The following is a 24,756-nucleotide window of genomic DNA, read 5'->3' as shown; positions in this document are numbered from 1 at the left end:
TTTGATATCTGAAAATAAAGCCTAAATAGTCAACTGAACTTTATTCTTCTCGGTCAGTCCACTTCGCCCAATCCATCCGCTTGCTCTGCAAACTCTGTATGGTGGCGACTCATTGACACGATAAAAAAAGTTTATAAAAATACCATTAGAGGGCAAAGATAATTTTTGCTCTCTTTTTTTCATTTCTGTTTGGCTGTGGCTCATTGACACTATAAAAGTTTATTAAAAATATCTAGAGAGAAAAATTATTATATAAAATTTGAAATATTTATTAAAAACTATTGACAAGTTTACTTGGCATGTGCTATAATACAAATACCAAGTAAACTTGGCAAAAGAAAAAAGGAGGACATATATGAACAGAGATGAAATTTTAGCAAAAAGTCGTGAGGAGAATAAAAATCACGATGAGATGATGCTTGACGTTTTTAAAAAAGCAGGTGAAGTTTCTAGCCAAATCGGACTGGCTGTTGCTGCCATACTATTCGGAATTGAAGCTTTTTTCTACAATTCTTATAATTATGGAATACTATGTATTTATTTTAGTATTGAGGCATCGAAAAATCTTGTAATGTATGCAAAATTAAAAGAGAAAAAGCAATTGTTAATGGGATTGCTTATGTCAATTGTAGGAATTGCCTTATTTGTAGCTAAGCTTATAACATTGAAGTAGTGATAATAATGGATGATAAACTAGTTCTTAAAAACAACTTAAAAGAGGTTAGAAAAGAAAAAGGCTATTCACAGCAGCAGTTAGCTGACGAAGTTGGTGTTTCAAGAAATACAATTAGCTCAATTGAAACTGGTCAATTTTGTCCAAGTGCTAAGTTAGCTTTGATACTTTGCATTGCTTTAGAAAAGAAATTTGAAGATCTTTTCTATTTTTAAAAAATGTAGTAAAATTAAAAATCTCCCTATAGTAGACTTTATAGTTTATTGTAGGGAGATTTTGCATTTAAGTGTTAGAGAGTATTTATGGGTATATAGTTAATATAATATTATGAATTATATTGACTACAAGGGAGGATATATGATAGATATTTTGAAAAAATCGCTTCTATTTAAAGGCATGAAAAGTGAAGAAATTGAAGATTATTTGTCCTTTGCAAAGGCAAGGGTGAAAAAATATAAGCGTGGAGAGAGTGTTTTCATGGCTGGTGATTATGCAAAGGAGCTTTATATCTTGCTATCTGGTGAGGTTAATGTTGAGAACATCACTCAGAGCGGTAAAAAAACTATAGTCAATGTTTTTGACAAGCCTGGTACTGTATTTGCTGAGGTGTATCTTTTTGTAGATGAACCTTTGCATCACTATGCTAGCGCCACTAAAGACACTTCGCTTCTTATTATAAAGAAAGATTTTATTGTAAATCAAGAAGATAATTATAAGATGATAATAAATAATATCATTAGCATACTTGCAAACAAAGCCTACTACCTAAACAAGAAGCTTATGATATGCACGGCTAAGTCTATTCGTAACAAGGTTATCAATTATCTTCTGATTAATGATGAGGGAAACTTTATTAAGATGCCATTTACAAAGACTGCTTTTGCAGAATTTTTAAGTGTACCTAGGCCGTCTCTATCAAGAGAGCTGTCGCAGATGAAGGATGAGGGGCTTATCGAAGAAAGAGATAATAAAATATATTTTTCTAGAACAAAGCTAGAAGATCTATTATAGAAAAAAACCATTGAACAGAGTTTATCTGAACAATGGTTTTCTTTTTGTTAAATATTTTTATGCGAAGAACTTTGCTAGATCTTCATCAACACTTGAGTTTGGAGCTATGCCAAATTTTTCTACTAATATATTAACTACATTGTCGCTTAAGAAAGCTGGTAGTGTTGGTCCAATGTGTATGTTTTTTACTCCAAGCGAAAGCAGTGCAAGTAAGACTATGACAGCTTTTTGCTCGTACCATGCGATATTGTAGACTATAGGTAAGTCATTGATATCATCAAGGCCAAAGGCGTCCTTAAGTGCTAGCGCTATCATTGCTAAGCTGTAAGAGTCGTTACATTGACCTGCGTCCAATACTCTTGGTATACCTGCTATGTCTCCGAGATTAAGCTTGTTGTAGCGATATTTTGCGCAGCCAGCAGTTAGTATTACAGTATCCTTTGGAAGTTTTTCTGCAAATTCTGTGTAGTAGCTTCTTCCTTTTTGTCTTCCATCGCAGCCGCCCATGACAACAAATCTTTTGATTGCTCCTGATTTAACTGCATCTACAACTTTGTCTTTAAGCGCAAGAACTTGATTGTGTGCAAAGCCACCTACTAGCTCGCCTTCTTCGATTTGAACAGGCGCCTTGCATTTTTTAGCGTGCTCAATGATTTCTGTAAAGTCCTTGTGACCGTTCTCGTCAGCTTCGATGTGTTTACATCCTGGGAAGCCAGCGGCTCCTGTTGTATATATTCTGTCTATATAATCAGTTTTTGGTGGCACTATGCAGTTAGTCGTAAATAATACTGGTCCATTAAACTTTTCAAACTCTTCTTTTTGCATCCACCAGCTATTGCCATAATTACCTATGAAGTGCTTGTACTTTTTAAACTTCGGATAGTAGTGCGCAGGTAGCATCTCGGAGTGAGTGTAAACATCAACACCACTGCCTTCAGTTTGTTCAAGCAGCATCTCAATATCCTTTAAGTCGTGGCCGGATATAAGTATACCAGGCTTATCACTAACGCCGATATTAACTTTTGTAATCTCTGGGTTACCATAAGTTTCAGTGTTTGCCTTATCAAGCAGAGCCATGGCCTTAACGCCGTATTCACCAGTTTTTAATACTGTTTCATATAGCTCATCAATTGGAATTTCTACATCTATGAATCTTGCAAGTGTTTCTTGAATAAAGATATCAATACTTTCATCGTCATAGTTAAGCGTGTTAGCGTGCTTCATATATGCACTCATACCCTTGATACCGTATGTTGCTAGCTCCTTAAGTGATCTTTGATCTTCATCTTTAGTTACTAAAACACCGACTATTTCAGCCAAAGCCATAAGCTTATCTTTGTCCTTATCAGAGTAAAGACTTAGCTTGCGTAGCTTAGATTTATCATTTAATTTAGCTAGTAGCTCATCCTTAGCTTCAATAGTTTTTACGACTTGATCTAGTATCATGTCTAAGTCAAAATTAGCATTGGTAATGGTGATGAACATGTTGTAAGTAACCATGTGATTGTACTTTTTATCTATAGTGTAGTTTTCACCTCTAAGATTATTTAAAACATCACACAGTAATTTAGTAGTATAAACAAGTAGGTCTTGCACGCTGGCAACATCCGCCTTTTTACCGCAGACACCAGCTTTAGTGCAGCCTTTGTTGTTTAAAGTTTCTTGACATTGGTAACAAAACATAATTTTCCTCCTTTAATTTTTCATTTTCTATCTTCTATCTTGTCTATATTTTATACTTAAGGAAGTCTTCTTTCTGTAACATATCTTACACTATAAAAAACTTTTATAATAATTCTTATAAAATATTAAGATCTTTTTGTGAGATATTGAAGAATCTGTTTTATATACGCGGCTGCCGTTTGAATGCGAAATTATTGACAATCAACACATCTTGTGATAATATTATTATGAGGTGTAATATGCTATTCATCGATCAACTAGACCGTATAACAAGTGAATATCCAAACAAAGTAGCCATCGTTGACAAGGAGAAGTCCATCACTTTTAGTGAGCTTCGCTCGAGGGCTATTAGTCTTGCAAGTGAGATACATAAAATTCATCCACAGACTAAGCGTCCCATTATGGTTGAGACTGACAGGTTTTTGGAGACTATAATCTCATTTTTCGCGGTTCTTTACAGCGGCAACTTTTACGTGCCCATCGATGCGGCTATGCCTCACGAAAGGATTGAGACTATCAAAAAGCGTCTCGAGAGCACTTTAGGCATTTATCATACGAAGAATATTTTCGAAGATTATGCTCTTCAATATGACTATAACCATGATTATGGCTGTGACGAGGCGGCTCTTGAAGCGATCAGGTCTAAGATGATAGACGCAGATCCTGTTTATGTTTTATTCACATCTGGCACAACTGGTGAGCCAAAGGGCGTTGTTATCAGCAATTTCATGCTCGTGGACTTACAAGATTGGCTTCATAAGACGCTTAAGATAAACGAAAACGATAGGCTTGCAAATCAAACGCCGCTCTTCTTTGATGCGTCGCTTAAGGAGCTTTGCTTATTTACCAAGACTGGAGCAACTTTATACCTAATGGATCCAAAGGACTTTTTATTTCCAGTTAAGGTGGTCGAATACTTAAACGAAAATAAAATTACGGCTATACTATGGTCGGTGTCGGCGCTTAATATTCTTGCAAATTCAAATGTTTTTGATATAGATAAACCAAAATACTTAAGGCTAGTTACTTTTGCCGGCGAGCAAATGAGCGCACAAAAGCTGAACATCTGGCGCCAAGCTGTAGAGGCTGAGTACTTTAACCTATATGGACCAACTGAGGCGACTTGCGATTGCTGCTATTACAAAGTTGACAGGGACTTTCAAGATGATGAGATCATCCCTATAGGCAAGGCTTGTGAGAATATGGAGGTCATGATACTTGATGGCGACAAAGAAGCTGACGAGGGCGAGCTTGTTATCAGGGGTAGAGGCGTTTCTTACGGCTATTACAACAAACTTGATCAAACTGAGAAGGCTTTCGTGCAAAACCCGCTAAATAAGGCATATAGAGAGATTGTCTACAGGAGCGGCGACTTTGTTAGAAAAAATAAGTTTGGCGAGATAGAATTTTTGGCGAGGAAGGACAATCAGGTCAAGGTCTTTGGCCACAGAATCGAGCTAGACGAGATAGAAAGACAGGTCTACGCCATGGGCATACACGAGGCGAGTGCTGTTTTTGATAAAGAAAATGAAATTATAATTTTGTTTTACTCTGGAAAGGAATTTTCGAGGAAGGAGTTTAAGGACTTTATCCTTGAAAGGCTGCCAAAGTATATGCTTCCGTCGAAGTTTGTGCATATGGACGCCCTTCCTAAGACGCAAAACACTAAGATAGATAAGAAGAGGCTTTTAGAAATTTATGAACGTGGAGAAGTTTAAATCACTAGAGGAGCTTGATATTTTAAAATCTTATGAAGGCTCAATCACAAACGATTACATGAATACTTCGCTATATGAAGCCAATATAGCTAGGCTCTACTACATAAAGGGTGATAGGAATTTCTATGTCCTAATTAAAAGAGAAGGCTATTACAAACTTTATTATTATATAAATGATATCAATGAAAAATTTGATGCGAAAGGCACTTTTGTGAGCGAAATCGTTTCTAAGGAAATGGATGAGACGCTTGAAAATATAGGCTTTGAGCTATACAAGACAAGAGTAAGACTGCGCTTAATACATAAGGAGCCTTATGAATCAAAGCGAGTTAAGTATATTGACGACGCAGAATTCATTTACGAAGCGCTTCAAAGCTTTGATGAGTACTCAGGCGAAAGGCTTGACTTAGATGAGGTCAAGGAGCGCATAGCGAAAAAACTCTTCATCGGGATTGATGGCGCTGGCTTTATCGAGTTTAGCACGGATATCTTTAAGGACAGTATCGAGCACTTCTACATAGACCCAGCTAAGAGGGGTGAGGGACTCGGCAGCGAGATCTTACGCCATTATCTTGGATGCGTTTCTAAGAAAAAACGCGTCAATGTGTGGACAGATGAAGGCTCGAGAGCGATAAAACTATACCATAAACATGGATTTAAAGAGGACGGACTTAAGTCCTACGTATATATTTGGAGGGAAGACCAATGAAAGAAAAAATAAAAGAAATCATCGAAGACGTCACTGGAGAAGAGGTTGAGGACACAACTGAGATCATAGAAGAAGGCATACTTGACTCCTTCGACATAGTGACTTTAGTCATAGAATTAAACGACGCTTTTGGCGTTAAAATACAAGTTTCCGAGCTATTGCCAGAAAATTTCGCAAACGTTTTAGCGATAGAGAAACTAATTAAATCATTGCAATGAGTTTTACAAGCTTCACTTTCATAGTATTTTTACTATGTTCCTTTATTGTGTTTAAGATTGCTAAGTACAAGTGGCAGGCGCTTTTACTCATCTCTTTAGCTTATTATGCAAGCTTCAGTGTAAAGGCCTTTGTCTACTTAATCTTTGTAATTTTAAGCACTTATTTTTCTGCCATTTATTTAGAAAAGCATAAGAATAAACTCGTCTTGGCGCTCACACTCATTTTAAATTTTGGCATGCTAAGTCTAGTTAAGTTTACGAGGGTCAATATTTTCGAGAACTTCATTCCGCTTGGCATTTCATTCTACACATTCATGGCGACTGGTTACGTGATTGATGTTTATAGGGGCAAGTACGAGGCGCAAAAGAACATTTTCAAGTACTCGCTCTTCGTTTCATTCTTCCCGCAAATGATGCAAGGACCTATTTCTCGCTACGACGATATTTCTAATGGCCTTTATCATGACGATAGCAGTGTCACAGACATTTCATATGGACTTATGCTAATTCTTTACGGCTTCTTCAAGAAGCTTGTCATTGCCGATAGGGCAGCGGTTTTTGTGAACAAAGTTTTTACTGAGCCAGATTTATATTCGGGCATCTTTGTTTTTATTGCAATTATATTTTATTCAATTCAAATTTACTGTGACTTTTCAGGCGGCATCGACGTCGCAAGAGGCGCAGCCTATTTATTTGGCGTGAAGCTTGATCGAAACTTCAAAAGGCCATTCTTCGCGACAAGTCTTGCAGACTTTTGGAGACGCTGGCACACAAGTCTTGGCTCGTGGATGAAGGACTACGTTTTCTACAGTCTATCCTTGTCAAAGGCCTTTGTCTTTATCAACAAAAAGTCAAGAAAGCACCTTGGCCGCAAGTTTGGTAAGTACCTAACACTAAGTATAGCAAGCTTTGTTGTTTACTTCATCATAGGTATATGGCATGGCGCTGGTCTAAACTTTTTGGCCTTCGGTCTATATAACGGTACGATAATCAGTTTGGGACTTATCTTTGAAGATAGAAATAAAGCCTTCAGAGAAAAAATCGGCTTAAAAGATACTTCACTTACTTATAGAGTCTTAAAAATATGCTCAACGCTACTCATAGTCTTTATAGGTAGGTATTTTACGAGATCAGCTGGCCTTAGAACAGCCCTTCACATGATGAAGAAGACCCTTGTCGATAGGAGCTTCAGATACGCAGCGACTGGCTTAAGTAAGCTTGACTACGCTGTTATACTTATCTCGCTTATCTTAGTCTTCATCGTTTCACTCGCTGAAGAGAAAGAAATCGACGTGAAAGAAAAAGTTCTTAAGCTAAAACCAATCTATTTATTCACAGGACTAATTATATTTATGGCTTTCGTCGCATACTTCGGCGTATTTGCGAGTGGCTTTACAAAAGTAGACTTTATCTATAGAAATTATTAGGTGATTATATGAAAGAGAAAAAATTCATCAGAATATTTTTTGCGTGCATCTTAATTATTGCCATTATCATAGCCATTTTAAATGTAGTGGCTGACCCATTCAACGTCTTTGGCGATAGATTTACTAAGTGGTATACTTATGATTTTACACAAAACCCAAGGACAGCTAAGATTGAGTACATCAAGGGAAAAGATTACAAGAACTTCATTTTGGGAGCAAGTGGCGCTTCATCCATTCCCACAGAGGAGCTTGAGAAATACACTGGCAAAAAGTATTTTAACCTCTTCTCTTATGGCGCGGACCTTTATGTTGTTGAGAAGAATTTAGATTATATTTTGAAAAATTATGAGGTCGAGTCAGTGATACTGCCACTTTCAATACCATCGGCGCTTAGGTACAACGGCGAGAGGACTTCACTAAACTACTACATGAATCCAGATGTTTCTGGTGAGAGCAAAATTTTGTTTTATGCGAGATACCTCTTTGCTAATCCAAGAAATGCGATTGAAAAATTTAGGGCAATGGGGAAGAGATCGCTTGTTCAAGAGAGCTTCGACGTCTTCAGCCTTGACGGTTCTTACGACAAGAGCCAAAGGGACATCGAGTACATCGGCAGCGAGGACGATTACAAGGCAGAAAAAGGCTTTAATAAGGACTACACTAAGCTTGAGATGGCACATGCAAATGATGCGCTTGAAGCAATTCGCCGCATGAAAAAAGCCTGTGACGATGCTGGAGTCGAGCTTACAATGCTTTTATGCCCAATGTATAAGGACGAGACGGCTCGCTACGACAAGGCCGAGGTGGAGAGCTACTACAAGGGACTTGCTGAGATCAGCCCTTTCTGGGACTTCACAGGAACTGAGTACGAGAACGATCCGAGATTTTTCTACGACCCGGCTCATTTCAGAAACGCCCTTGGCAAGATGATGCTCGAGACCATTTACGCAGGTCGTAAGGACTTTGGCCGCTACGTCGACAAGGCCGAAGCGCCGCTATATACAGAGGCAAAGCCCGATGCGAGAGAGTTTTACATCTTCGAGCTGCATCACATAGACGAGGACCCGAAAAACGCTTACATCATCACGAAAGAAAAGTTCGAGAGCGTTTTAAAATATTTACAAGAAAATAATATTAAGACAGTTTCCTTTAAGGATATATATGACTATGTTAATGGCGATGCATATCTCCCAGAAAAGTTCTGCGTCTTAACCTTTGACGATGGTTATAGATCAAATTATACAATAGCCTATCCACTACTTAAGAAATATGGCGCAAAGGCGACAATATTCCCAGTTGGCAAGACCATGGGCCTAAATAAGTATCCAGATACAGATAAAGATATCTACGAGCACTTTAGTGCGGCCGAGGCAAAAGAGATGTCAGATGTGATTGAGTTTGGCTCACACACATACTGGATGCATCAAGCTTATCCGAGCGATAAATACACGTTCAGAAGGACTGCGAAGAGGCTTCCGGGCGAGAGCGAAGAGACTTACGTCAAAGCCTTTAAAGAAGACTCAGCCAAGTTCAAGGCGCTTTACAAAGAGTTTGCAGACGGCGAACCACTTGTATTTGCTTATCCAGAGGGCGACATAGACGGCCTAAGCGAGTTAATCGCTGAAGAAGAGGGCTACAAAGTGACTTTAGGTGTTAAGCCAGGCAAAAATTACATCGTAAAGGGACTTCCTGAGACGCTTAAAAAGCTTAAGAGAATCAATATAGATGAAAAGACCGATATCAGTGAATACTAGTAAAAATTTTAGGCTAATGGAAGTCACTTCACCAAAAGATTTAAGCGATGTAAATTTAGCTGAGAGGGTAATTTTCAAATTGCCAATGGCTTTGCGAAAGGAAAGTGATTTTCTAAAGCATCTAGATTTATTAAACAAGGCAAGGCTAGATGAGATCAGCAGCGCAGAAGATAAACTTCGCTTTATAAAGACGAGAGGCCTAGTCAATATACTTTTTTTACTAGAGAATGGCGGCGCAGAGCCTATATGGAAGCTAAATGAATATGGCAAGCCATATATAGAAGGCTGGGAAAAAGACTTTAGCATCTCACATACTAGAGACATTTCACTCGTGGCAGTCGCAAGTGAAGCGATAGGCATTGATATAGAAGACAATAGCCGCAATATTGATCTAGAAAAGTTTAAAAGAACAAAATTTTTGAACTTCGATGATGGCGCTTATAATAATAAGGAAGAATTTCTTATGCGCTTCACAGCCCTTGAAGCCTATCTAAAATACATCGGCAAAGGCTTTTATAAAGATGCGAGGACCATTAGCGTAAAAAAAATTGATGATGGCATAGTGATTGATGATGGCAAAGTAATCAAAGCAGAATCGATTAAGAGTGGCGGCTATACCATTAGCATAGTTATTAAATAGAAAAGAGGTAAAATATGGACAGAGAAAAAGTAAAAGAATTATTTGATAAATACACAAAAAAGCTACGCATAGTGCCTGAGTGGGACATAAGGCTTGAATTTGTCGAAGATCCCGAATGGAAGAAGACGGGCGATTTCAAGATAGACCCTACAGACAAAAAGGCGGTGCTAATGCTAAACGCAGTAAATCCAAAAGACGAGAACATCGAAGAAACCATAGTTCATGAGCTAATGCATATAAAAATGTATCCACTCGATCAAGTTTGTGAATCGATGATTATAAATATGTTCGACGAAGGGAGCAAGGCGCAAAACTTTGCTTATCAAGAGTTTTCACGACACTTGAAGTGACAGTCGAAGAGCTCGCAAAGTGCTTTTTGTACGAGTTTGGCGAGAACAAAGAGCTTTCATACGGAAGGATGAAGAGGATTAAGTCCTTCAATGAGCTTTATGATGGATTAAATAGTATTGAATAAATAAATTCGCTCTTTACTTATTAAGTAGAGAGCTTTTCTTTGCCTTGAAAATTGTAGATTATAGTGATATAATTAGTTAAAGAGGTGGACTATGGCGGATATATTTGAATTCAAAGACAGCGGCAGCATGCGTGAAGATATAAAGGAGCTACGCAAAAAGCTTGCGCACAGGCTAAGTGAGCGTGACGAGCTTGTTTATACGACATGTGAAAATATCAAGATGAAGTACATGGTAGAGATTGGCTACCTTGAATAAAAGCTATACAATTTAAGTATTACATATCAAAGGCTTAAGAGGAAGAAAGAGCTTATACAGGCAAGGCTTTATAAAAAAGAAAGAATATCTTTGATAGACATCGAGGAGCTGCTTGAAAAAGAGTTTCAGGAGTACAAACGCAAGCTAAGAGAAAGGCTCAAGGAAGTCGACGATGCTTTAGCAAGAAGCGAGGGTAAATTCCTTTCAGATGATGATAGCAAGGCCCTTAAGGACATGTATAGGACTATTGTCAAAAAGCTGCATCCCGATCTTAACTCGCATGCTTCTAAAGAAGAGATGGATCTCTTCATGAAGGCTGTTAATGCGTACAAACTTGGTGATATCGAGACCATGAAGCTTATCTTTGAAGTGACTGGTGAAGCAGGAGAGGGAGATATGCCAAAGACAGTTCTTGAGCTTGCAGAAGAAAAATCGCGTCTTCAAGCTTTGATCATGAAGGTCGAGCTTGATATGGAAGGTATAAAACACAGCTTCCCATACAATTTGAAAGTCTACCTAGATGATGAGAAACTCAAAAGAGAGAGACAGGCGCAGCTACGTAAAGACATAAAGCTTTTTCAAGAAGCCATAGATAATATTATTGATGAAATACAAAAACTAATGGGTAAAAGAGATGAGCCAGAAATAGAATAAGATAAAAATATAATATAAGGTGATAAAATGAGTGATTTAGTTAAAAAAGATGGCGGCGGCCTTTTAGGTGTTTTACTTGGCACTGGTGGTCTTGTCGTTCCAAAGCCATTCGAGCGCGAGATATATCTATTTACAACGCATGTCGCAGGCACAACGCATGTTGATAATATTTTCGAGATTGAAAAGAACATCAATATAGGTGACAGGCTATCTTTCTTTAGAGAAGACAATAAGCACGACGACTTAGCCATACGCGTGGAAACGGAGAAAGAAGAAAAGCTTGGCTACATACCAAGAGAAGACAACATCGTCTTCGCAAGGCTTATGGATGCTGGCAAGGAGCTCTACGCCAAGGTCAAAACCAAGGAAATAGTCGAAGCTTGGGTTAGGATAGAGATAGATATATATTTAAAAGACTAGCTAGGCAAAAGGAAAGTTTTATATGGATAATAATCTTGGTAATTATGAATGGGTATACGACAATATTTGCCTTTGCTTTACATTAGATTTGATTTTTGAGCCTATAGAGTCAAAAATATGCTTCATTGTTGCTGGACTCAACAGAAGTATGCAGTGGATTTATCCAGCCGCACAGAAATTATATAGTGCTGGCTATAAACATTATTTTATATTTGGTGAATATTGTGATATATGGAAAGATGCTCTTGAATTGCTTTATGAGGGTGATAAAGATTTAGATATATATGCTAACAAACACAGCTACTTTACTTTTGAACATGAAATTGCAATGCAAGCCAAAGTCAATAAAGATGAGGATATATTTTTGCTATGTGACGACAGATTTTATGCCTCATTTTTAAGGCATATATCTGATGTGGTCGAAGATGAAGTGATTACTGTTGAAGATTGGATACAATTTAAAAAAGGATGTGAATTTATTTATAAGGGTAAGGATGCAATAGTTGTTTTAGGAAAGGAAAAGACCTATGCAGGGTTCCTAAATAATATTAAAGAATATGATTCATTTGATGATATGAGTAAAAATGCGAAATTTGATGGAAATAGATTTAGAGAGGTTTGGAAAGAAGTAAAAAAACAAAATAATATTAACAAATAAAATAATCCCCGATACAAATTCGTACCGGGGATTTTCGCGTTTAAACTATTTATCCTTTTTAATCAATTCTTTTGTCTCTAAATTGTATTCGTACTCGATGTCTTTGCCATTTGCATTTTTCACTTCGATTTCGATATTTGTGTTGCTGCCACTATCTTCCACGTCTATGCTGTATGAGTCTAAATAAAAGCCTTCGCCTGCATCAGTTTTTGCGCTTTCGATTAGCTCGTTGGCATTGCCAAGTAAAGCAAGGTCTATCGCCTTATCGTCAAGATCTCTGTCCTTTTCGCTCTCGTCCTTGATTATGCTTCCGTCTGCTGCATTTATCTCCAGCTCATATTCATTAGCATCGTCAAAGCCATTGATCTCGTAAACATAGCTTCCTTTTTCCATTTCAAAGCTAATGTCATCAACGCTCACGCCAGCATATTTATCAGTGAATATCTTTACTGCGTCTTCTGCAGACAATGTAACCGCATTTAAAGCCTCAGCTGCGTCCTTTGCTTTGTCGGTACCGCTTTGGCAGCCCACAAGTGCAAGTGAAAGCACTAAGGAAAGTATTAAAATTGTTTTCTTCATATAATCATCCTCTCTCGATAATACCTATACCCAAAGTGGATGAGATACAAACAAGCCCCAATGCTAAGTGCATCGGGGCTCTGTCATTATTTTGTTTTTATCTAAAAATTGTCATAGTAAATTTTGTCTTCAGGCACACCCACGTCCTTAAGCGCTGCCGTTAATGACTCTATCATCCTTGGCGAGCCGCATAGGTAGGCAGAGCTGTTCTTGCCAGTCTCTTGGCAATACTTTCTGATTGCGTCGTCCGCGTGTCCCGTGTCGCCCTCCCAATTCATTTCAGGCGTTGTTCTTGATAGGACTGGTATAAATTTGAAGTCATACAAAGTCTCTTCGAAGTCCTTTAGCTCATCAAGTAAGAACAAGTCATCAGGCGTTCTCGCGCCGAAGTAAAATCTCGCCTTTCTCTTGATGTCGTGGTCCTTCATGTGATTTAGTATCGAACGTATCGGAGCAAAACCAGTTCCTGCCGCTCCTAGAATTATCTCGCTATCATCATCATGATAATAGAAGTCGCCGTATGGTCCGTTGATAGTGACCTTGTCGCCTTCCTTCAAGATCTTGTGGCAGTAGGTAGTACATATACCCTTAGTAAAGCCGATAAGAAGCTCGATGTGCTTTGTATCGTTGATACTCGAGGCGATGGAGTAAGCTCTGAACACTTCTTCGTCTGATCCTTCGTAGTCATCGCCCTTTGGATACGCCTCAGCCTTTAGCTGAACGTATTGACCCGGCTTGAAGCTGATAGTCTCGCCCTCAGGCAGCTCAAATCTAAATTTCGTGATTCTATCAGTAAGTGGAAGCTTCTCAACCAAAGTAGTTTCATACTCTTTTACGTTGAATAGCTCTTCAGGTATCTCTATAGAAATATCATTCTTGACCTTGATTTGACAAGATAGTCTCACATTAGTCTTAAGCTCTTCTTCACTTAGTTGCGGTTTTTCAGTCGCAAGCACTGGGCCCGCGCCGCTTAAAACCTTGACCTTGCAGTAGCCGCATGAGCCCTTGCCGCCGCAAGCCGATGGTATGAAGACCTTTTGATTTCTAAGTGTTGATAGTAAGCTCTCGCCCCCATCAACAGTATATTCTTTTTCATTGTTAATAGTTAGTTTCACTTGGCCATAGTCCGCGATGTATTTATCCGCTATTGACAATAGTAGAGCAAATATCCCGCATAGACCAGCTACGACTAAAGTAGTAATAATTATTTGTCCCATAGCCGTCACCTACGATATTTGCACTATGCCTGAGAATCCGATGAAGGCCATCGCCATAATCCCAGTGATAATCAGTGTGATAGGGAAGCCTCTAAGACCTTCAGGTATAGAATTTTCCTTAATCTTCGATCTAATTCCAGCCATTGACACGATGGCAAGCATCCAGCCAAGACCACTGCCTATAGCGAAGCCCACAGTTTGTAGGAAATTGTATTCTCTGATAACCATGAATAAGCTTACACCTAGTATCGCGCAGTTAACAGTGATTAATGGAAGAAATATGCCAAGAGCGTAATAAAGGTTTGGCACGTACTTTTCCAAAATCATTTCCAAAACTTGAACGAAGGCCGCTATGGATATGATAAATATTATATATCTTAGATATTCTATGTTAAACATCACCACGAGTTTATATAAAAAGTAGTTGATAACCGTTGTTATCGTTAGTACAAAAGTTACCGCGATGCCTAGACCAGTTGCAGTCTCTATCTTCTTGCTGACAGCAATGAAGGAGCACATGCCTAGGAAGTTTGAGAATATCATGTTCGATGTAAAAATCGATGCGAAAAATATTACTAAAGGATGTATACTCATTACTTAGCATCTCCTTTCTTTTTTAAACGATTGTTGGCGATCCACATAAGTATTGGCAGTATGAAGAATGCCGCAGGTGGCATAACCATCATAGTCCAAGGCACGAAGCCCTCAGGCATTACTCTAAAGCCAAAGATGCTTCCAAAGCCCAGCAGCTCTCTGATTATGGCGATAGCGACAAGTACACAAGTGTAGCCAAGTCCAGATGCCACGCCATCTACAAAGCTTGATATAGGATCGTTACTGATGGCAAAAGCTTCAGCACGTCCCATAATTATACAGTTAGTTATGATTAAGCCGACATATGGCCCTAAAGTTTTGCTCATCTCAGGCATATAGGCCTTTAAGAATATATCAACGATGATAACGAAGAACGAGATGATAAAGACTTGAACCATCATACGTATGTGCTTAGGCGTTACCTTTCTTAGTAGACTGATCAAAAACGATGAACAGCCAGTAACAAAGGCAAGAGCAAGACCCATAACGAGCGAGTTCATACAAAGGTTAGTAACAGCTAGAGTCGAGCAGATACCGATGACTTGAACCAAAACCGGATTGTCATCAAGCACGCCGTTCTTAAGTAGTTTAGTGTATTTATTAGACATAGTTACTTAACCCCCTTCTTAATAAATTCGTCAAGGTCCTCGTTGATCATGTTCACAACGAAAGTCGATGTTTGAGTCGCACCGCTTATCGCGTCAATGTTGCCGCCACTTGCGGGTCTGTTGATAACGATGTTCTTATCAGTGTAATTACTTATGTCAAGGCCGCGGAACTGATTCTTGTAAGCATCCTCAGTGATACGTCCGCCGAGACCGGGCGTTTCATCTTGCTTGATAAATTCAAGACCAGTCGTCTTAGTCAAATCATTTGTAACACCGATGTAGCCACTAATTGAGCCCCATAGACCCGGTCCGTTTATAGGAACCGCATAAGCAAGAGTCTCCTCACCACTCTTATAAATATATAAATTTTTACCCTTATAATCTTCACTCACTACATTGTCCTTGAAAACCTTGTCAATAGTAGTAGCATCAGCGTCCGAAGGCAAGATGTCAAAAACATTTAAGATCTTCTTCTTAAGCTCAATGTCTTGATTAAACTCAACCACAGGAGCAGTTACCTCATTTAGAAAAGCTAGAGCAAGGGTCAATAGCAGTGCTAGAGCGAACATAAAAACTACAGGATAAACGATAGATTTCTTTTTCTTAGCCATTCGCACGCGCCTCCTTCTTTCTAGCCTTCGCCGCATTGATGGCGTAGTCGATGATAGGAGCAAAAGTGTTGCCAATCAAAATCGCAAACATAACCCCGCCAGCGAATAACGCAAAGCCCCTGATGATAACAGTCACAACGCCGATGATCACGCCATAAATCCATTTGCCAAGCGTAGTCTTAGCAGCAGATATCGGGTCAGTCGCCATAAAGACAGTACCAAATAAGAAACCGCCCATCAAGATGCCGCTGATAGGGTCAGGCACAGTAGTCACGCCCATAGCACGAAGAATCAAACTTAGAGCTAAAAAACCTAAAGTGCTTCCAGCCATGATCTCCCAGCTAGCCACCTTCTTTACAATTAGGTATATAGCCGCGATGATGATTAAGACCTTAGAAGTCTCACCGATAACGCCAGGTATATTACCTAAAAGCATCGAATTTACTGATTCAAGAGAGCCGTCAAGCTTAAACATCGTCATAGGTGTCGCCTCAGATAGAGAGTCAAGACCCCTAGTTAAGAACGTTCCAAAGCCACCAGGTAAGCCATTTGCAGCCTCATTCCAGTAAATAGTCATAAACTTAGGGAAATTAACATAGATAAATACACGGCCAACCAAAGCAGGATTAAATACATTCTTGCCGAAGCCGCCAAAAACCATTTTCCCAAAGAAAATTCCAAAAGCCATACCCACAGCAGAGATCCAAAACGGGATCGATGCAGGCAGCGTCATAGTGTAGAGACAGGCAGTAGCAAACGCCGCCTCAGAAATCTTTTCGAGCTTAAAAATCTTCTTGTTCGATAAGTACTCAACGAATAGAGCGACGAGCACGTTCGTGATTAAGAGAGCCAAAACCCTTAGACCGTAGAAATACGTTGCCACTAAGGCGATAGGGATCATGGAGTAAATCACAGGATGCATCATCTTTTGCTTCATAAAGTACTTTTTGTAAAACTCTTTCAATGCGCTCACTCCTTTATAGATAAATTTGTTATATATAAATTATATACTATAATAGAAAAATAAACAAGGGAGAGGGGATATGTGATATAATATAAATAATAAAAGGAGGTCATATCAATTATGAACGCATTAATCGTATTAGATGTACAAAAAGGGATTTTAAAGAAAAAAGATTTCTCAAACACTTTAAAAAACATTAAACTCTTAATAAATGATTTTAAGAGCAAAGGCGATATCGTACTTTTAACTCAACATTTTTCGGACGACAGCGAAAGTCCGTTTTATAAAGCTTCCAGCGATGTAGAATTGCTAGATGGATTTAGAGAAGCTGCTGATTATGTTATACCAAAATCATCATGTAATCCATTTCATAATACAAATCTTCAAGAAATGTTAAGCGAAAACAAAGTATCAAAGGTATATATCTGTGGCTTTAACACAGAATATTGCTGCTTGTTTAGTAGCATCTTATCCTCTGATAGAGGTTACGAAACTGTATTTGTAGAGGATGCCTGTGGAACTTTTGGAGATGAGGAAATATATGAAATGCCAGGACTAGATATTAATGATTTTATTGGATCTATTCTTAATTGGTCAGGAGAAGTAGAAGTATTATATACAGATGAATACTTCAATGGCGTAAGCGAAGAATGAAATTATAGTAAAGAATGATACTCAAATAATTAAAAATAGTTGGTATTAGGGGTAAATGACAATGAAAATTAAAAAATATTTATTTAAAATAGCCTTATTAATATTTTTGACAGTGGCTTTTAGCAAAGGCACATACGCTGCAAGCGATATAAGTTTAAATCAAAAGGAAATAGATGCGATTGTATCAGAGCTTGAAAAAGCGCCTAAACCAGTTCTTGGCTACCACTTTGAATACGCTTCACACAATATATCTTTCGACAAAACAAAAGATCAATACGCCATCGTTTACATTTCAAATGACAATGCAAGTGGCTTTGTCGGCGTGATAGACACTAAAGAAAAAAGCGTCACAATACCATTTAAGTATAAAGACATATACTTTTTACCAGAGAATAAATTATTATTGACAGAAAAAGATAAGTCCGATACAGATCAAAAGTATTATATTTCCGTTATGAGTGGAAATTTAACGCCAACACATTTCGATGGCATGGTAAGCGGAGTAGATGAGGCTGGATACATTACCCTTTCTAGATATTTAAAAGTAAATGCAAAAAACGAGCAAAACGTATTAAACGAAAAAAGTGAGGCAATTAAAGAAACACTTGTTCCTAAACTAGCCTTACTTGATGATAAGCAAAATATGGTCCTAGATTTTATTATAGATGAAGTTTGGCCATCGGGAATAGTTTTTGAAGACGACTACGCCATCGTTAAAAGCAAGGCAAATGAATGGTACGCTGGTTCTCAGTCAACTACAAACAATGCAAAAAGCGGCGTGATTGATAGAAGCGGAAAAGTACTTGTAGCATTTGAATATGATAGGATAGAGTATATCAGCAAAGGCAAATTTGAAGCATACAAAAACAATAAAAAATATAGCATCGATTTGAACAATAGCAAAGAGCAAAAAGCTTGGCAAAAGCCATCTGCTTGGGCAGAAAAAGAGATTACGAGAGCCATAGACGAAGGAATCGTTCCTGCAATACTTCAAAATAATTATCGTGATGATATAACGAGAGGCGAGTTTTGTAGCATAGCCGTAAATCTTTATGAAAGCATGACAAAAAAGGAAATTTCAGGCAGAGTTAAATTTGACGACAACGTTTTGCTCTCAGTCGAAAAATTAGCCTACGAAGGCATAGTACATGGCCTTGGCAGTAACAAATTTAACCCAGACGGCAAAATAAAAAGAGAAGAAGCCGCAGTGATCTTGTCAAAGCTAAGCGAAAAGCTTGGGATGAATTTAGCATCAGACGATATTAGCTTTACAGATAGCCAAAGCATCTCCACTTGGACAATAGACGACGTCAAAAAAGTTTATACAGCAAAGATTATGCAAGGAGTAAGCGAAAGAAGATTTTCGCCGAAGAGCCACTACACAAAAGAGCAGGCAATAGCGACGCTTTTAAGAATAAAAGATAAATAAGATAAGGATAATAGATGTCAAGCAAAAAAGTACTTGGCATCTATTTTTATGGGTTAAAAAGAGTATTATGTGATATAATATAGTAAAGAAACCAATTTAGTATATAATTATGGAAGGATGCATTAATATGTTCATTATTAAAGATATTAAAAGCAAAATAGAAAAATTAAGTCCAGCTGACTTTCAAGAGTTTTGCGATGCATTAATTAGTAATTATAGATCTGGGCAAATAAATTCATATGGATTAAAACCAGGGACTGGAAAAACGATAAAGGGAACTCCAGATACTTATATAAGAAACGAAAATGACAAATATATTTTTATTGAGTATACTACTCAAACTGACGGGATTTATAATAAATTAAGTGATGATATAGCTAAATGTCTTGATGAATCCAAAACTAAAATAGATATTGCAGACATTGAAGAAATTATTTGTTGCTATACAACTGCACATCTAAGCCCAAGTGAAAATAAAAATTTACATGATTTATGTAAAGATAAGGGTGTTAGCTTGACAATTTGGGGTATTGACGAGATTGCTACTAAAGCTCTTCAATGCACTCACATAACTGCTACGTATTTAGGCATAAATATTGATACTTGTCAAATTTTTACATTAAATGATTTTATAATTTATTATGATTCGTTACGTTTTTCAGCGCCACTGAATACAAGTTTTCAGTATAGAAATAAAGAGCTAGAATCTTTAATAAATGCATTAAATACTGACCCTGTAGTAGTTATTACAGGACAAGCTGGAGTTGGCAAAACGAGATTAGCTTTAGAAGCTCTAAATATATTTTCTAAAGATAAAAGTTATGAAATTCTTTGTTTTAAAAGTAATGGACAAAAATTGTATGATGATTTTATAAGTAAAATAGACATGGGCAAAAACTATTTGCTATTTATGGATGACATTAATGATTTAAATGACTTGCAGGCTATAATAAGGTTTATACATATTAAACATGATAATATAAAAATAGTAGCCACAGTTAGAGATTATGCAAGTTTTGAACCTATAAATGAATTGAAACAATTTGTTAATCCCAAAATAATAGAATTAGCCGCTTTTACAAATGATGAAATAAGAGGATTTTTGAAAGATAATTTAAAAATACAAAATTATAATTATCAAGAACAAATTATTCATATAGCTAATGGCAATGCTAGAATGGCATATATGGCAGGAAAGTTAGCTGTAGAGAAAAACAGTTTGGATTCGATAAAAGATGCTTCCGAACTTTATGATGAATATTACGGAAGATTTGTTGAAAGCTTTATAGGAGATGATACAAAACTATGTTTTACAGCAGGTTTATTATCCGTTATAAAGTCTTTGAATTTAGAAGATTTTTCTAAAATAGATAAAATCTTAGATTCTTTTGGAATTAGTAATAATGAAGTTAATGAGAAACTACAAATTTTAAACAAATTGGAAGTTCTAAAAATTACGATAAATAGGATCGCTATATTTACAGACCAGTGTTTTTCAAACTATATGAAATATTATGTTTTCTTAAAAAGGAAGCTATTTCCACTATCTAAATTGTTAGAGCATGGATATACTACCTATCGTAAGGAATTAATTGATTTAGTAAATACTGCTTTTAATATGTACAACTCTGAAGATACAAATGACTATTGTAAACGCGAAATATTAAAAGTATGGGATATTTTAAAAAGTGAAAACAACACATGTTATAAAAGTTTTGTGAGAGACTTTCACATGCTTAGACCTAGCGAGAGTTTTCTAATATTTAAAGAAGAAATTGAAAGTATTGAAAATGAAATCTTTACACCTTATAATCTAGATTTTTCTAAAAATAATTTTTATAGTAGTGAATCACCTTTAGAGCTTCTACAAGGGTATAACAATACTGAACATTTATCTACAGTTATACTCCTACTAATAGAGTACGCAAGTAAGACCAGCAAAACGATAACAACATCATATAGTTGGCTCGAGAGCAATTATGGAGTAAATATTATTGATTGCACTTATGACTATAACACACAAGTTATTATCACTAAAACTTTGTATGATGAAGCTGTAGAAAAAAATCAATCGGCTATGGCTCTTGCTTATCAATGGGCTAAATATTCATTAGCTTTTTCATTTAATTCATTTATTTATAATGGAGATGGATTTACATATCATGACATACAATTACAAAATACAAATGGTTTAACAGTGTATCGTAAATTATGTTGGAAAATTATGTTACATCTATCAAAAATAGATGATTGGAAAGAAAATGTAAAAAAGTTTATTTATTCATACTCAATTAATATTTTACAGAAACCAGATCAAAATATCGTTAAGAATGATTATGAGTATGTAGATAAATTATTAGGTGTACTTAAATCAAATAGCGTTGGTTTTTTAAAGATAGTTCGAAATATTATTGATGCCACGCACAATCTTTGTTTAAATACAAAAGAAAAATGGGGACACTATTTTGATACAGATATTTGGAAACTATTTACAATATTAGAGGATTATAATAGAAAATCAAATTTAAATTATGATGAATATACAGAAGATAGGAACAAAAAATTAGTTAAATATGCTAACAATTTACAATTATCAGAACTAGAAGAATTCGTAAAAAATGCTAATAATATTTTATCTGATCCATTAATAAATAATCAAGAATGGGAGATAAACGATGGATTAGAATTAATATTAAAAGAATTTGACTTTGAGAAGTTTAAATTATTCTTTAGTGCATATACTAAATATGGGAGCAAAATTTTAATTTGTCCAGACTTTATTTTTGAATTAGCAATAAATAATGATAAGTATAAAGAGTTATATAATATGATTAAAGAAGCAGACTTTGCTCAAAAAGATCAATGGTTATTTTCATATTTTGAGAATTTACCAGACTATCAAGTGGACGAAGATACCTTAAAAGAACTCATAGTTTTTTTTAAGCTTGAAAAAGATAAAGATTTAAACGTATTTCCAATTAGAAAGCTAAGACTTCTCGATAAATTTTTGAATCTTGAGCCAAATTTATATGTAGATGTCTCATCAATTCTATATGAAAAGAAAGATCATAGTAGTATATTGCTTAATATATACTTTAAGTCTCTATTTAATATATACACATATAATCCTAAAGAACTAACTAATCTTTTTAGAGGGAGTGAAAAATTGCTACAAGATATTTATTTTTATATGCTTGAAAATGTTGATTCGTTTGACTACAATGGTAAATATCTCGTTGAATTTATAAATCTAGAGGATTCTTGGTTAGAAAGATATTTAAATCTAGTTTTAAGAGAATTAAAGGTTAGCAGAGATTTTATGTCAAGTAGAAATAAGGCTTTGTGGGAAAGTGATAAATATGCTTATTATTTTGATTATTTTATTAATAATTATCCAATACAAGGATTAAATAGTTGGACTACGAGACAGTATTTTAATATGATGTTTAAAACTGATGAAAGTAATGAGTTGATTAAAAGTCATCAAAAAGAATGGCTAGCTAATATTATCAAAGAGAAAGCAAATACTAATTTAATAAATATAATTTTTGATATCGTATGTGACCTAGAAGATGAAACAAAGTTATATTTGATTAAAATATTTTTAGAAAATAATGATAGTTACGGGACTTTTGAACGCTTATCTCTTACACCCAATTCTTATTGCGGATATGGTAGTTTAGTTCCAATTTTTGAAGAAAGGGTAAAATTTCTTGAATCATTATATCCATTATTAAGTGATATAAAATTTTTGAAGCATAAAAAATTAATAGAAGATAAAGTTAATGGTTTGAAAAATATGATAAAAAAAGAGGAAGAACGAGAGATTATTGACAATTTACATTATAATTACTAAAAATACATTGGGAGGAAATATATGATAGGTAAAAACTTACAAGATAATCTTGATATTAAAGTTAACAGTAAAAAGATGGAGAAACTTAAAGATGATTTTCCTGAATTTTTCACAAAAGAGGGAGATTTTAAGCTTGACTCATTTAAAGACTTTTTGAAAGAGGAAGAAGTGGAGCTAACAAAAGAAGCTTACGAACTAGACTTCTTAGGCAAATCTTATGCTAAATATGAAAGTTCACTAAATACTGAAACATATATTTCGCCAGACGTTGAGCACAATGAAAAGCCTGAGAACAAAGACAGTGAAAACGTTTATATTGTTGGTGACAATATAGATGCATTAAAACATTTATTGGGTTCATACTCTGGAAAAATCAAATGCATCTATATAGATCCGCCATACAATACAGGCTCTGACGGCTTTGTTTATCCCGATAGTTTTAAATTTACTGCTGAAAATCTTGCGGAAAAGATAGGCATAACAGAAGAAGAGGCAGATAGAATTTTAAATCTTGAAGGAAAAAGTTCTCATGCTGCTTGGTTAACATTTATGTATCCTAGGTTATTACTAGCAAGAGATTTATTAGCTGATGATGGTGTTATTTTTATCAGCATTGATGATAATGAGCAAGCAAATTTAAAGTTAATGTGTGATGAGATATTTGGTGAAGATAATTTTGTTGGTTGTATTTCAAGAGCTACTGGCACAACAACTGGTCAGGATGCCAACAAAGTGGGAAGTTCGTTAGATTACTGTCTTTCTTACTCTAAAACAAGTTTATTTAATTTGGGAGGAATACCATTAAACGAGCAAGACGCGAAAAGGTTTAATAAAAAAGACGAAAAAGGAGATTTTTCTATTCTACAACTAAGAAAAACAGGTAATGAGGATAGAAAAGAAGATCGAGAAACTATGTTTTTTCCAATTAAAGCTCCAGATGGAAGTGAGGTATACCCTTTTGGCCCTGAAAATTATTTGAGTAGATGGAGAATGTCAAATGATAGTTATAAAGAATTATTAAGAGAGGATATGATATATTGGGAATACGAAGAGAAATCAGAATTAATTATTGATGGCTATGAAAGATCTAATTGGACGCCATATGTAAAATACTACCTAGAAGGAAGAACTAAGCAAATATCAAATTTATTAACTGGTATAGAAGGAAATAAAAAAGCTTCCATACATCTAAAAAACTTATTTGGATTCAAGGATGCATTTACAAATCCAAAGCCTATTGAATTTTTAGAAATTTTAATACAGATTTCGCAATCAGAAAATTCAATAGTACTGGATTTTTTCTCCGGATCAAGTACCACAGCAGAAACGGTTCTAAAATTAAATGCAAAGTACAAATATAAAATAAAATATATGCTTGTCCAATTACCAGAAACAATTCTGACAAATAAACCAGCATACAAAGCAGGTTATAGAACAGTAGATGAAATTGGTAGAGACAGAATTGAAAGAGCAGCTGCAAAGATAAAAGATGAAACAAAAGCAGATATCGACTATGGATATAAACTATTTTATTTAGAAAAACCAAGAGAAAAAACATTATTAGATCTAGAAGAGTTCAAGCCAGAAATAAAACTAGTTTCAGATGATATGATATCAGTTTTTGACAACAAACATGCTAGTGGCAAAGAAAATATCTTAGCTACATGGCTTAACGAAGATGGATATGGTTTGATAAAAGAAGCAATAGATTACAAACTAGAAAATTATATAGCACAACTAATTGAAAAAACACTATACATTATTGACGAAGGACTAGAGTCAGACGATGTAATGAAATTAATTAAACAAATTGAAGATGATTCACTAGATATAACAAGACTAGTTATATATTCATATTCAGTTAAATTTTCTGTATTAAATGAATTAAGAAAAAATATAAAAGTTTTGAAGAATAACAAGAACGTGACTTTGATTGAAAGGTTTTAAG

General features: G+C 35.8%; 26 protein-coding genes. 19 read left to right on the top strand and 7 right to left on the bottom strand.

What is annotated here, in order from left to right; translation table 11 throughout:
• Nucleotides 1–355 precede the first annotated feature (355 nt).
• The 3 genes from BN3004_RS01705 to BN3004_RS01695 all read left to right on the top strand — a co-directional run bounded on the left by BN3004_RS01705 (nucleotide 356) and on the right by BN3004_RS01695 (nucleotide 1,684).
• Complete coding sequence (locus BN3004_RS01705) at nucleotides 356–673, top strand: DUF6442 family protein (RefSeq protein WP_058259553.1); 318 nt, start codon at nucleotides 356–358, stop codon at nucleotides 671–673.
• Between the two features lie 8 nt (nucleotides 674–681).
• Nucleotides 682–888 (top strand): helix-turn-helix transcriptional regulator, encoded by a 207-nt coding sequence (locus BN3004_RS01700; protein ID WP_058259552.1) that lies wholly within the window; start codon nucleotides 682–684, stop codon nucleotides 886–888.
• A 142-nt stretch (nucleotides 889–1,030) separates the two neighbouring features.
• Nucleotides 1,031–1,684 carry a Crp/Fnr family transcriptional regulator gene (locus tag BN3004_RS01695; RefSeq protein WP_058259551.1) on the top strand — a complete coding sequence of 218 codons (654 nt, stop codon included), beginning with the start codon at nucleotides 1,031–1,033 and terminating at the stop codon, nucleotides 1,682–1,684.
• A gap of 57 nt (nucleotides 1,685–1,741) precedes the next feature.
• On the opposite strand, the gene hcp is transcribed toward BN3004_RS01695, so the two are convergent.
• A complete protein-coding gene (gene hcp, locus BN3004_RS01690; protein WP_058259550.1) occupies nucleotides 1,742–3,367 on the bottom strand; it encodes a hydroxylamine reductase in 1,626 nt (541 codons plus the stop codon).
• A 239-nt stretch (nucleotides 3,368–3,606) separates the two neighbouring features.
• Between hcp and BN3004_RS01685 the strand changes: the two genes are divergently transcribed.
• The 12 genes from BN3004_RS01685 (at nucleotide 3,607) to BN3004_RS01640 (ending at nucleotide 12,296) form a co-directional block, all read left to right on the top strand.
• Nucleotides 3,607–5,085: an amino acid adenylation domain-containing protein gene (locus tag BN3004_RS01685; protein WP_058259549.1), complete on the top strand. Its 1,479-nt coding sequence runs from the start codon at nucleotides 3,607–3,609 to the stop codon at nucleotides 5,083–5,085.
• Entirely contained in the window at nucleotides 5,066–5,794 is a 729-nt protein-coding gene (locus BN3004_RS01680) for a GNAT family N-acetyltransferase (protein ID WP_058259548.1), read from the top strand. The genes BN3004_RS01685 and BN3004_RS01680 overlap by 20 nt, the downstream gene beginning before the upstream one ends.
• Complete coding sequence (locus BN3004_RS01675; RefSeq protein ID WP_058259547.1) at nucleotides 5,791–6,012, top strand: acyl carrier protein; 222 nt, start codon at nucleotides 5,791–5,793, stop codon at nucleotides 6,010–6,012. The genes BN3004_RS01680 and BN3004_RS01675 overlap by 4 nt, the downstream gene beginning before the upstream one ends.
• Before the next feature lie 47 nt (nucleotides 6,013–6,059).
• On the top strand, nucleotides 6,060–7,439 hold the full coding sequence (locus BN3004_RS01670) for an MBOAT family O-acyltransferase (protein WP_242854177.1): 1,380 nt from the start codon (nucleotides 6,060–6,062) through the stop codon (nucleotides 7,437–7,439).
• Between the two features lie 8 nt (nucleotides 7,440–7,447).
• On the top strand, nucleotides 7,448–9,193 hold the full coding sequence (locus BN3004_RS01665) for a polysaccharide deacetylase family protein (RefSeq protein WP_058259545.1): 1,746 nt from the start codon (nucleotides 7,448–7,450) through the stop codon (nucleotides 9,191–9,193).
• Entirely contained in the window at nucleotides 9,183–9,833 is a 651-nt protein-coding gene (locus BN3004_RS01660; protein ID WP_196792454.1) for a 4'-phosphopantetheinyl transferase family protein, read from the top strand. Before BN3004_RS01665 ends, BN3004_RS01660 begins: the two co-directional genes overlap by 11 nt.
• A gap of 14 nt (nucleotides 9,834–9,847) precedes the next feature.
• Entirely contained in the window at nucleotides 9,848–10,183 is a 336-nt protein-coding gene (locus tag BN3004_RS01655) for a hypothetical protein (protein WP_242854176.1), read from the top strand.
• Nucleotides 10,180–10,308, top strand: a complete 129-nt coding sequence (locus BN3004_RS08590; RefSeq protein ID WP_278315518.1) for a hypothetical protein — start codon at nucleotides 10,180–10,182, stop codon at nucleotides 10,306–10,308. Before BN3004_RS01655 ends, BN3004_RS08590 begins: the two co-directional genes overlap by 4 nt.
• Before the next feature lie 91 nt (nucleotides 10,309–10,399).
• Nucleotides 10,400–10,564 carry a hypothetical protein gene (locus BN3004_RS08310; RefSeq protein ID WP_155995272.1) on the top strand — a complete coding sequence of 55 codons (165 nt, stop codon included), beginning with the start codon at nucleotides 10,400–10,402 and terminating at the stop codon, nucleotides 10,562–10,564.
• A 90-nt stretch (nucleotides 10,565–10,654) separates the two neighbouring features.
• The gene (locus BN3004_RS01650; RefSeq protein WP_058259543.1) at nucleotides 10,655–11,218 is read left to right on the top strand and encodes a J domain-containing protein; all 564 of its coding nucleotides are present in this window, start codon (nucleotides 10,655–10,657) and stop codon (nucleotides 11,216–11,218) included.
• 27 nt (nucleotides 11,219–11,245) lie between these two features.
• Complete coding sequence (locus BN3004_RS01645) at nucleotides 11,246–11,638, top strand: HIRAN domain-containing protein (protein WP_058259542.1); 393 nt, start codon at nucleotides 11,246–11,248, stop codon at nucleotides 11,636–11,638.
• A 22-nt stretch (nucleotides 11,639–11,660) separates the two neighbouring features.
• Entirely contained in the window at nucleotides 11,661–12,296 is a 636-nt protein-coding gene (locus BN3004_RS01640) for a hypothetical protein (RefSeq protein ID WP_058259541.1), read from the top strand.
• Between the two features lie 45 nt (nucleotides 12,297–12,341).
• Here the strand turns inward: BN3004_RS01640 and BN3004_RS01635 are convergent, their stop codons facing one another.
• The 6 genes from BN3004_RS01635 to BN3004_RS01610 form a co-directional block, all read right to left on the bottom strand.
• Nucleotides 12,342–12,875: a PepSY domain-containing protein gene (locus BN3004_RS01635; protein WP_058259540.1), complete on the bottom strand. Its 534-nt coding sequence runs from the start codon at nucleotides 12,873–12,875 to the stop codon at nucleotides 12,342–12,344.
• Between the two features lie 101 nt (nucleotides 12,876–12,976).
• Nucleotides 12,977–14,092, bottom strand: a complete 1,116-nt coding sequence (locus BN3004_RS01630; protein WP_058259539.1) for an NADH:ubiquinone reductase (Na(+)-transporting) subunit F — start codon at nucleotides 14,090–14,092, stop codon at nucleotides 12,977–12,979.
• A gap of 9 nt (nucleotides 14,093–14,101) precedes the next feature.
• Nucleotides 14,102–14,686: an NADH:ubiquinone reductase (Na(+)-transporting) subunit E gene (locus tag BN3004_RS01625; protein WP_058259538.1), complete on the bottom strand. Its 585-nt coding sequence runs from the start codon at nucleotides 14,684–14,686 to the stop codon at nucleotides 14,102–14,104.
• The gene (locus BN3004_RS01620) at nucleotides 14,686–15,294 is read right to left on the bottom strand and encodes an NADH:ubiquinone reductase (Na(+)-transporting) subunit D (protein WP_058259537.1); all 609 of its coding nucleotides are present in this window, start codon (nucleotides 15,292–15,294) and stop codon (nucleotides 14,686–14,688) included. Before BN3004_RS01620 ends, BN3004_RS01625 begins: the two co-directional genes overlap by 1 nt.
• A 2-nt stretch (nucleotides 15,295–15,296) precedes the next feature.
• On the bottom strand, nucleotides 15,297–15,905 hold the full coding sequence (locus tag BN3004_RS01615; RefSeq protein WP_058259536.1) for an RnfABCDGE type electron transport complex subunit G: 609 nt from the start codon (nucleotides 15,903–15,905) through the stop codon (nucleotides 15,297–15,299).
• Entirely contained in the window at nucleotides 15,898–16,869 is a 972-nt protein-coding gene (locus BN3004_RS01610; RefSeq protein ID WP_058259535.1) for an RnfABCDGE type electron transport complex subunit D, read from the bottom strand. The genes BN3004_RS01615 and BN3004_RS01610 overlap by 8 nt, the downstream gene beginning before the upstream one ends.
• 120 nt (nucleotides 16,870–16,989) lie before the next feature.
• Between BN3004_RS01610 and BN3004_RS01605 the strand changes: the two genes are divergently transcribed.
• The 4 genes from BN3004_RS01605 to BN3004_RS01590 all read left to right on the top strand — a co-directional run bounded on the left by BN3004_RS01605 (nucleotide 16,990) and on the right by BN3004_RS01590 (nucleotide 24,755).
• Nucleotides 16,990–17,523 carry a cysteine hydrolase family protein gene (locus BN3004_RS01605; RefSeq protein WP_058259534.1) on the top strand — a complete coding sequence of 178 codons (534 nt, stop codon included), beginning with the start codon at nucleotides 16,990–16,992 and terminating at the stop codon, nucleotides 17,521–17,523.
• Between the two features lie 61 nt (nucleotides 17,524–17,584).
• Nucleotides 17,585–18,952 (top strand): S-layer homology domain-containing protein, encoded by a 1,368-nt coding sequence (locus BN3004_RS01600; protein WP_058259533.1) that lies wholly within the window; start codon nucleotides 17,585–17,587, stop codon nucleotides 18,950–18,952.
• Between the two features lie 127 nt (nucleotides 18,953–19,079).
• Nucleotides 19,080–22,808, top strand: a complete 3,729-nt coding sequence (locus tag BN3004_RS01595; protein WP_058259532.1) for an nSTAND3 domain-containing NTPase — start codon at nucleotides 19,080–19,082, stop codon at nucleotides 22,806–22,808.
• Nucleotides 22,809–22,829: 21 nt separating this feature from the next.
• Nucleotides 22,830–24,755 (top strand): site-specific DNA-methyltransferase, encoded by a 1,926-nt coding sequence (locus BN3004_RS01590; RefSeq protein WP_058259531.1) that lies wholly within the window; start codon nucleotides 22,830–22,832, stop codon nucleotides 24,753–24,755.
• The last annotated feature ends 1 nt before the right edge of the window (nucleotide 24,756 follow it).

Source organism: Fenollaria timonensis (genome assembly GCF_001457835.1).
Taxonomy (GTDB): Bacteria; Bacillota; Clostridia; order Tissierellales; family Peptoniphilaceae; genus Fenollaria; species Fenollaria timonensis.
The sequence above is the reverse complement of the archived record's forward strand: the minus strand, read 5'-3'. Positions and strand labels throughout refer to the sequence as shown.

Coding starts and splice junctions, on each gene's coding strand:
- BN3004_RS01705 (WP_058259553.1), top strand. CDS start 356: ATGAACAGAGATGAAATTTTAGCAAAAAGTCGTGAGGAGAATAAAAAT.
- BN3004_RS01700 (WP_058259552.1), top strand. CDS start 682: ATGGATGATAAACTAGTTCTTAAAAACAACTTAAAAGAGGTTAGAAAA.
- BN3004_RS01695 (WP_058259551.1), top strand. CDS start 1,031: ATGATAGATATTTTGAAAAAATCGCTTCTATTTAAAGGCATGAAAAGT.
- hcp (WP_058259550.1), bottom strand. CDS start 3,367: ATGTTTTGTTACCAATGTCAAGAAACTTTAAACAACAAAGGCTGCACT.
- BN3004_RS01685 (WP_058259549.1), top strand. CDS start 3,607: ATGCTATTCATCGATCAACTAGACCGTATAACAAGTGAATATCCAAAC.
- BN3004_RS01680 (WP_058259548.1), top strand. CDS start 5,066: ATGAACGTGGAGAAGTTTAAATCACTAGAGGAGCTTGATATTTTAAAA.
- BN3004_RS01675 (WP_058259547.1), top strand. CDS start 5,791: ATGAAAGAAAAAATAAAAGAAATCATCGAAGACGTCACTGGAGAAGAG.
- BN3004_RS01665 (WP_058259545.1), top strand. CDS start 7,448: ATGAAAGAGAAAAAATTCATCAGAATATTTTTTGCGTGCATCTTAATT.
- BN3004_RS01655 (WP_242854176.1), top strand. CDS start 9,848: ATGGACAGAGAAAAAGTAAAAGAATTATTTGATAAATACACAAAAAAG.
- BN3004_RS08310 (WP_155995272.1), top strand. CDS start 10,400: ATGGCGGATATATTTGAATTCAAAGACAGCGGCAGCATGCGTGAAGAT.
- BN3004_RS01645 (WP_058259542.1), top strand. CDS start 11,246: ATGAGTGATTTAGTTAAAAAAGATGGCGGCGGCCTTTTAGGTGTTTTA.
- BN3004_RS01640 (WP_058259541.1), top strand. CDS start 11,661: ATGGATAATAATCTTGGTAATTATGAATGGGTATACGACAATATTTGC.
- BN3004_RS01635 (WP_058259540.1), bottom strand. CDS start 12,875: ATGAAGAAAACAATTTTAATACTTTCCTTAGTGCTTTCACTTGCACTT.
- BN3004_RS01630 (WP_058259539.1), bottom strand. CDS start 14,092: ATGGGACAAATAATTATTACTACTTTAGTCGTAGCTGGTCTATGCGGG.
- BN3004_RS01625 (WP_058259538.1), bottom strand. CDS start 14,686: ATGAGTATACATCCTTTAGTAATATTTTTCGCATCGATTTTTACATCG.
- BN3004_RS01620 (WP_058259537.1), bottom strand. CDS start 15,294: ATGTCTAATAAATACACTAAACTACTTAAGAACGGCGTGCTTGATGAC.
- BN3004_RS01615 (WP_058259536.1), bottom strand. CDS start 15,905: ATGGCTAAGAAAAAGAAATCTATCGTTTATCCTGTAGTTTTTATGTTC.
- BN3004_RS01605 (WP_058259534.1), top strand. CDS start 16,990: ATGAACGCATTAATCGTATTAGATGTACAAAAAGGGATTTTAAAGAAA.
- BN3004_RS01600 (WP_058259533.1), top strand. CDS start 17,585: ATGAAAATTAAAAAATATTTATTTAAAATAGCCTTATTAATATTTTTG.
- BN3004_RS01595 (WP_058259532.1), top strand. CDS start 19,080: ATGTTCATTATTAAAGATATTAAAAGCAAAATAGAAAAATTAAGTCCA.
- BN3004_RS01590 (WP_058259531.1), top strand. CDS start 22,830: ATGATAGGTAAAAACTTACAAGATAATCTTGATATTAAAGTTAACAGT.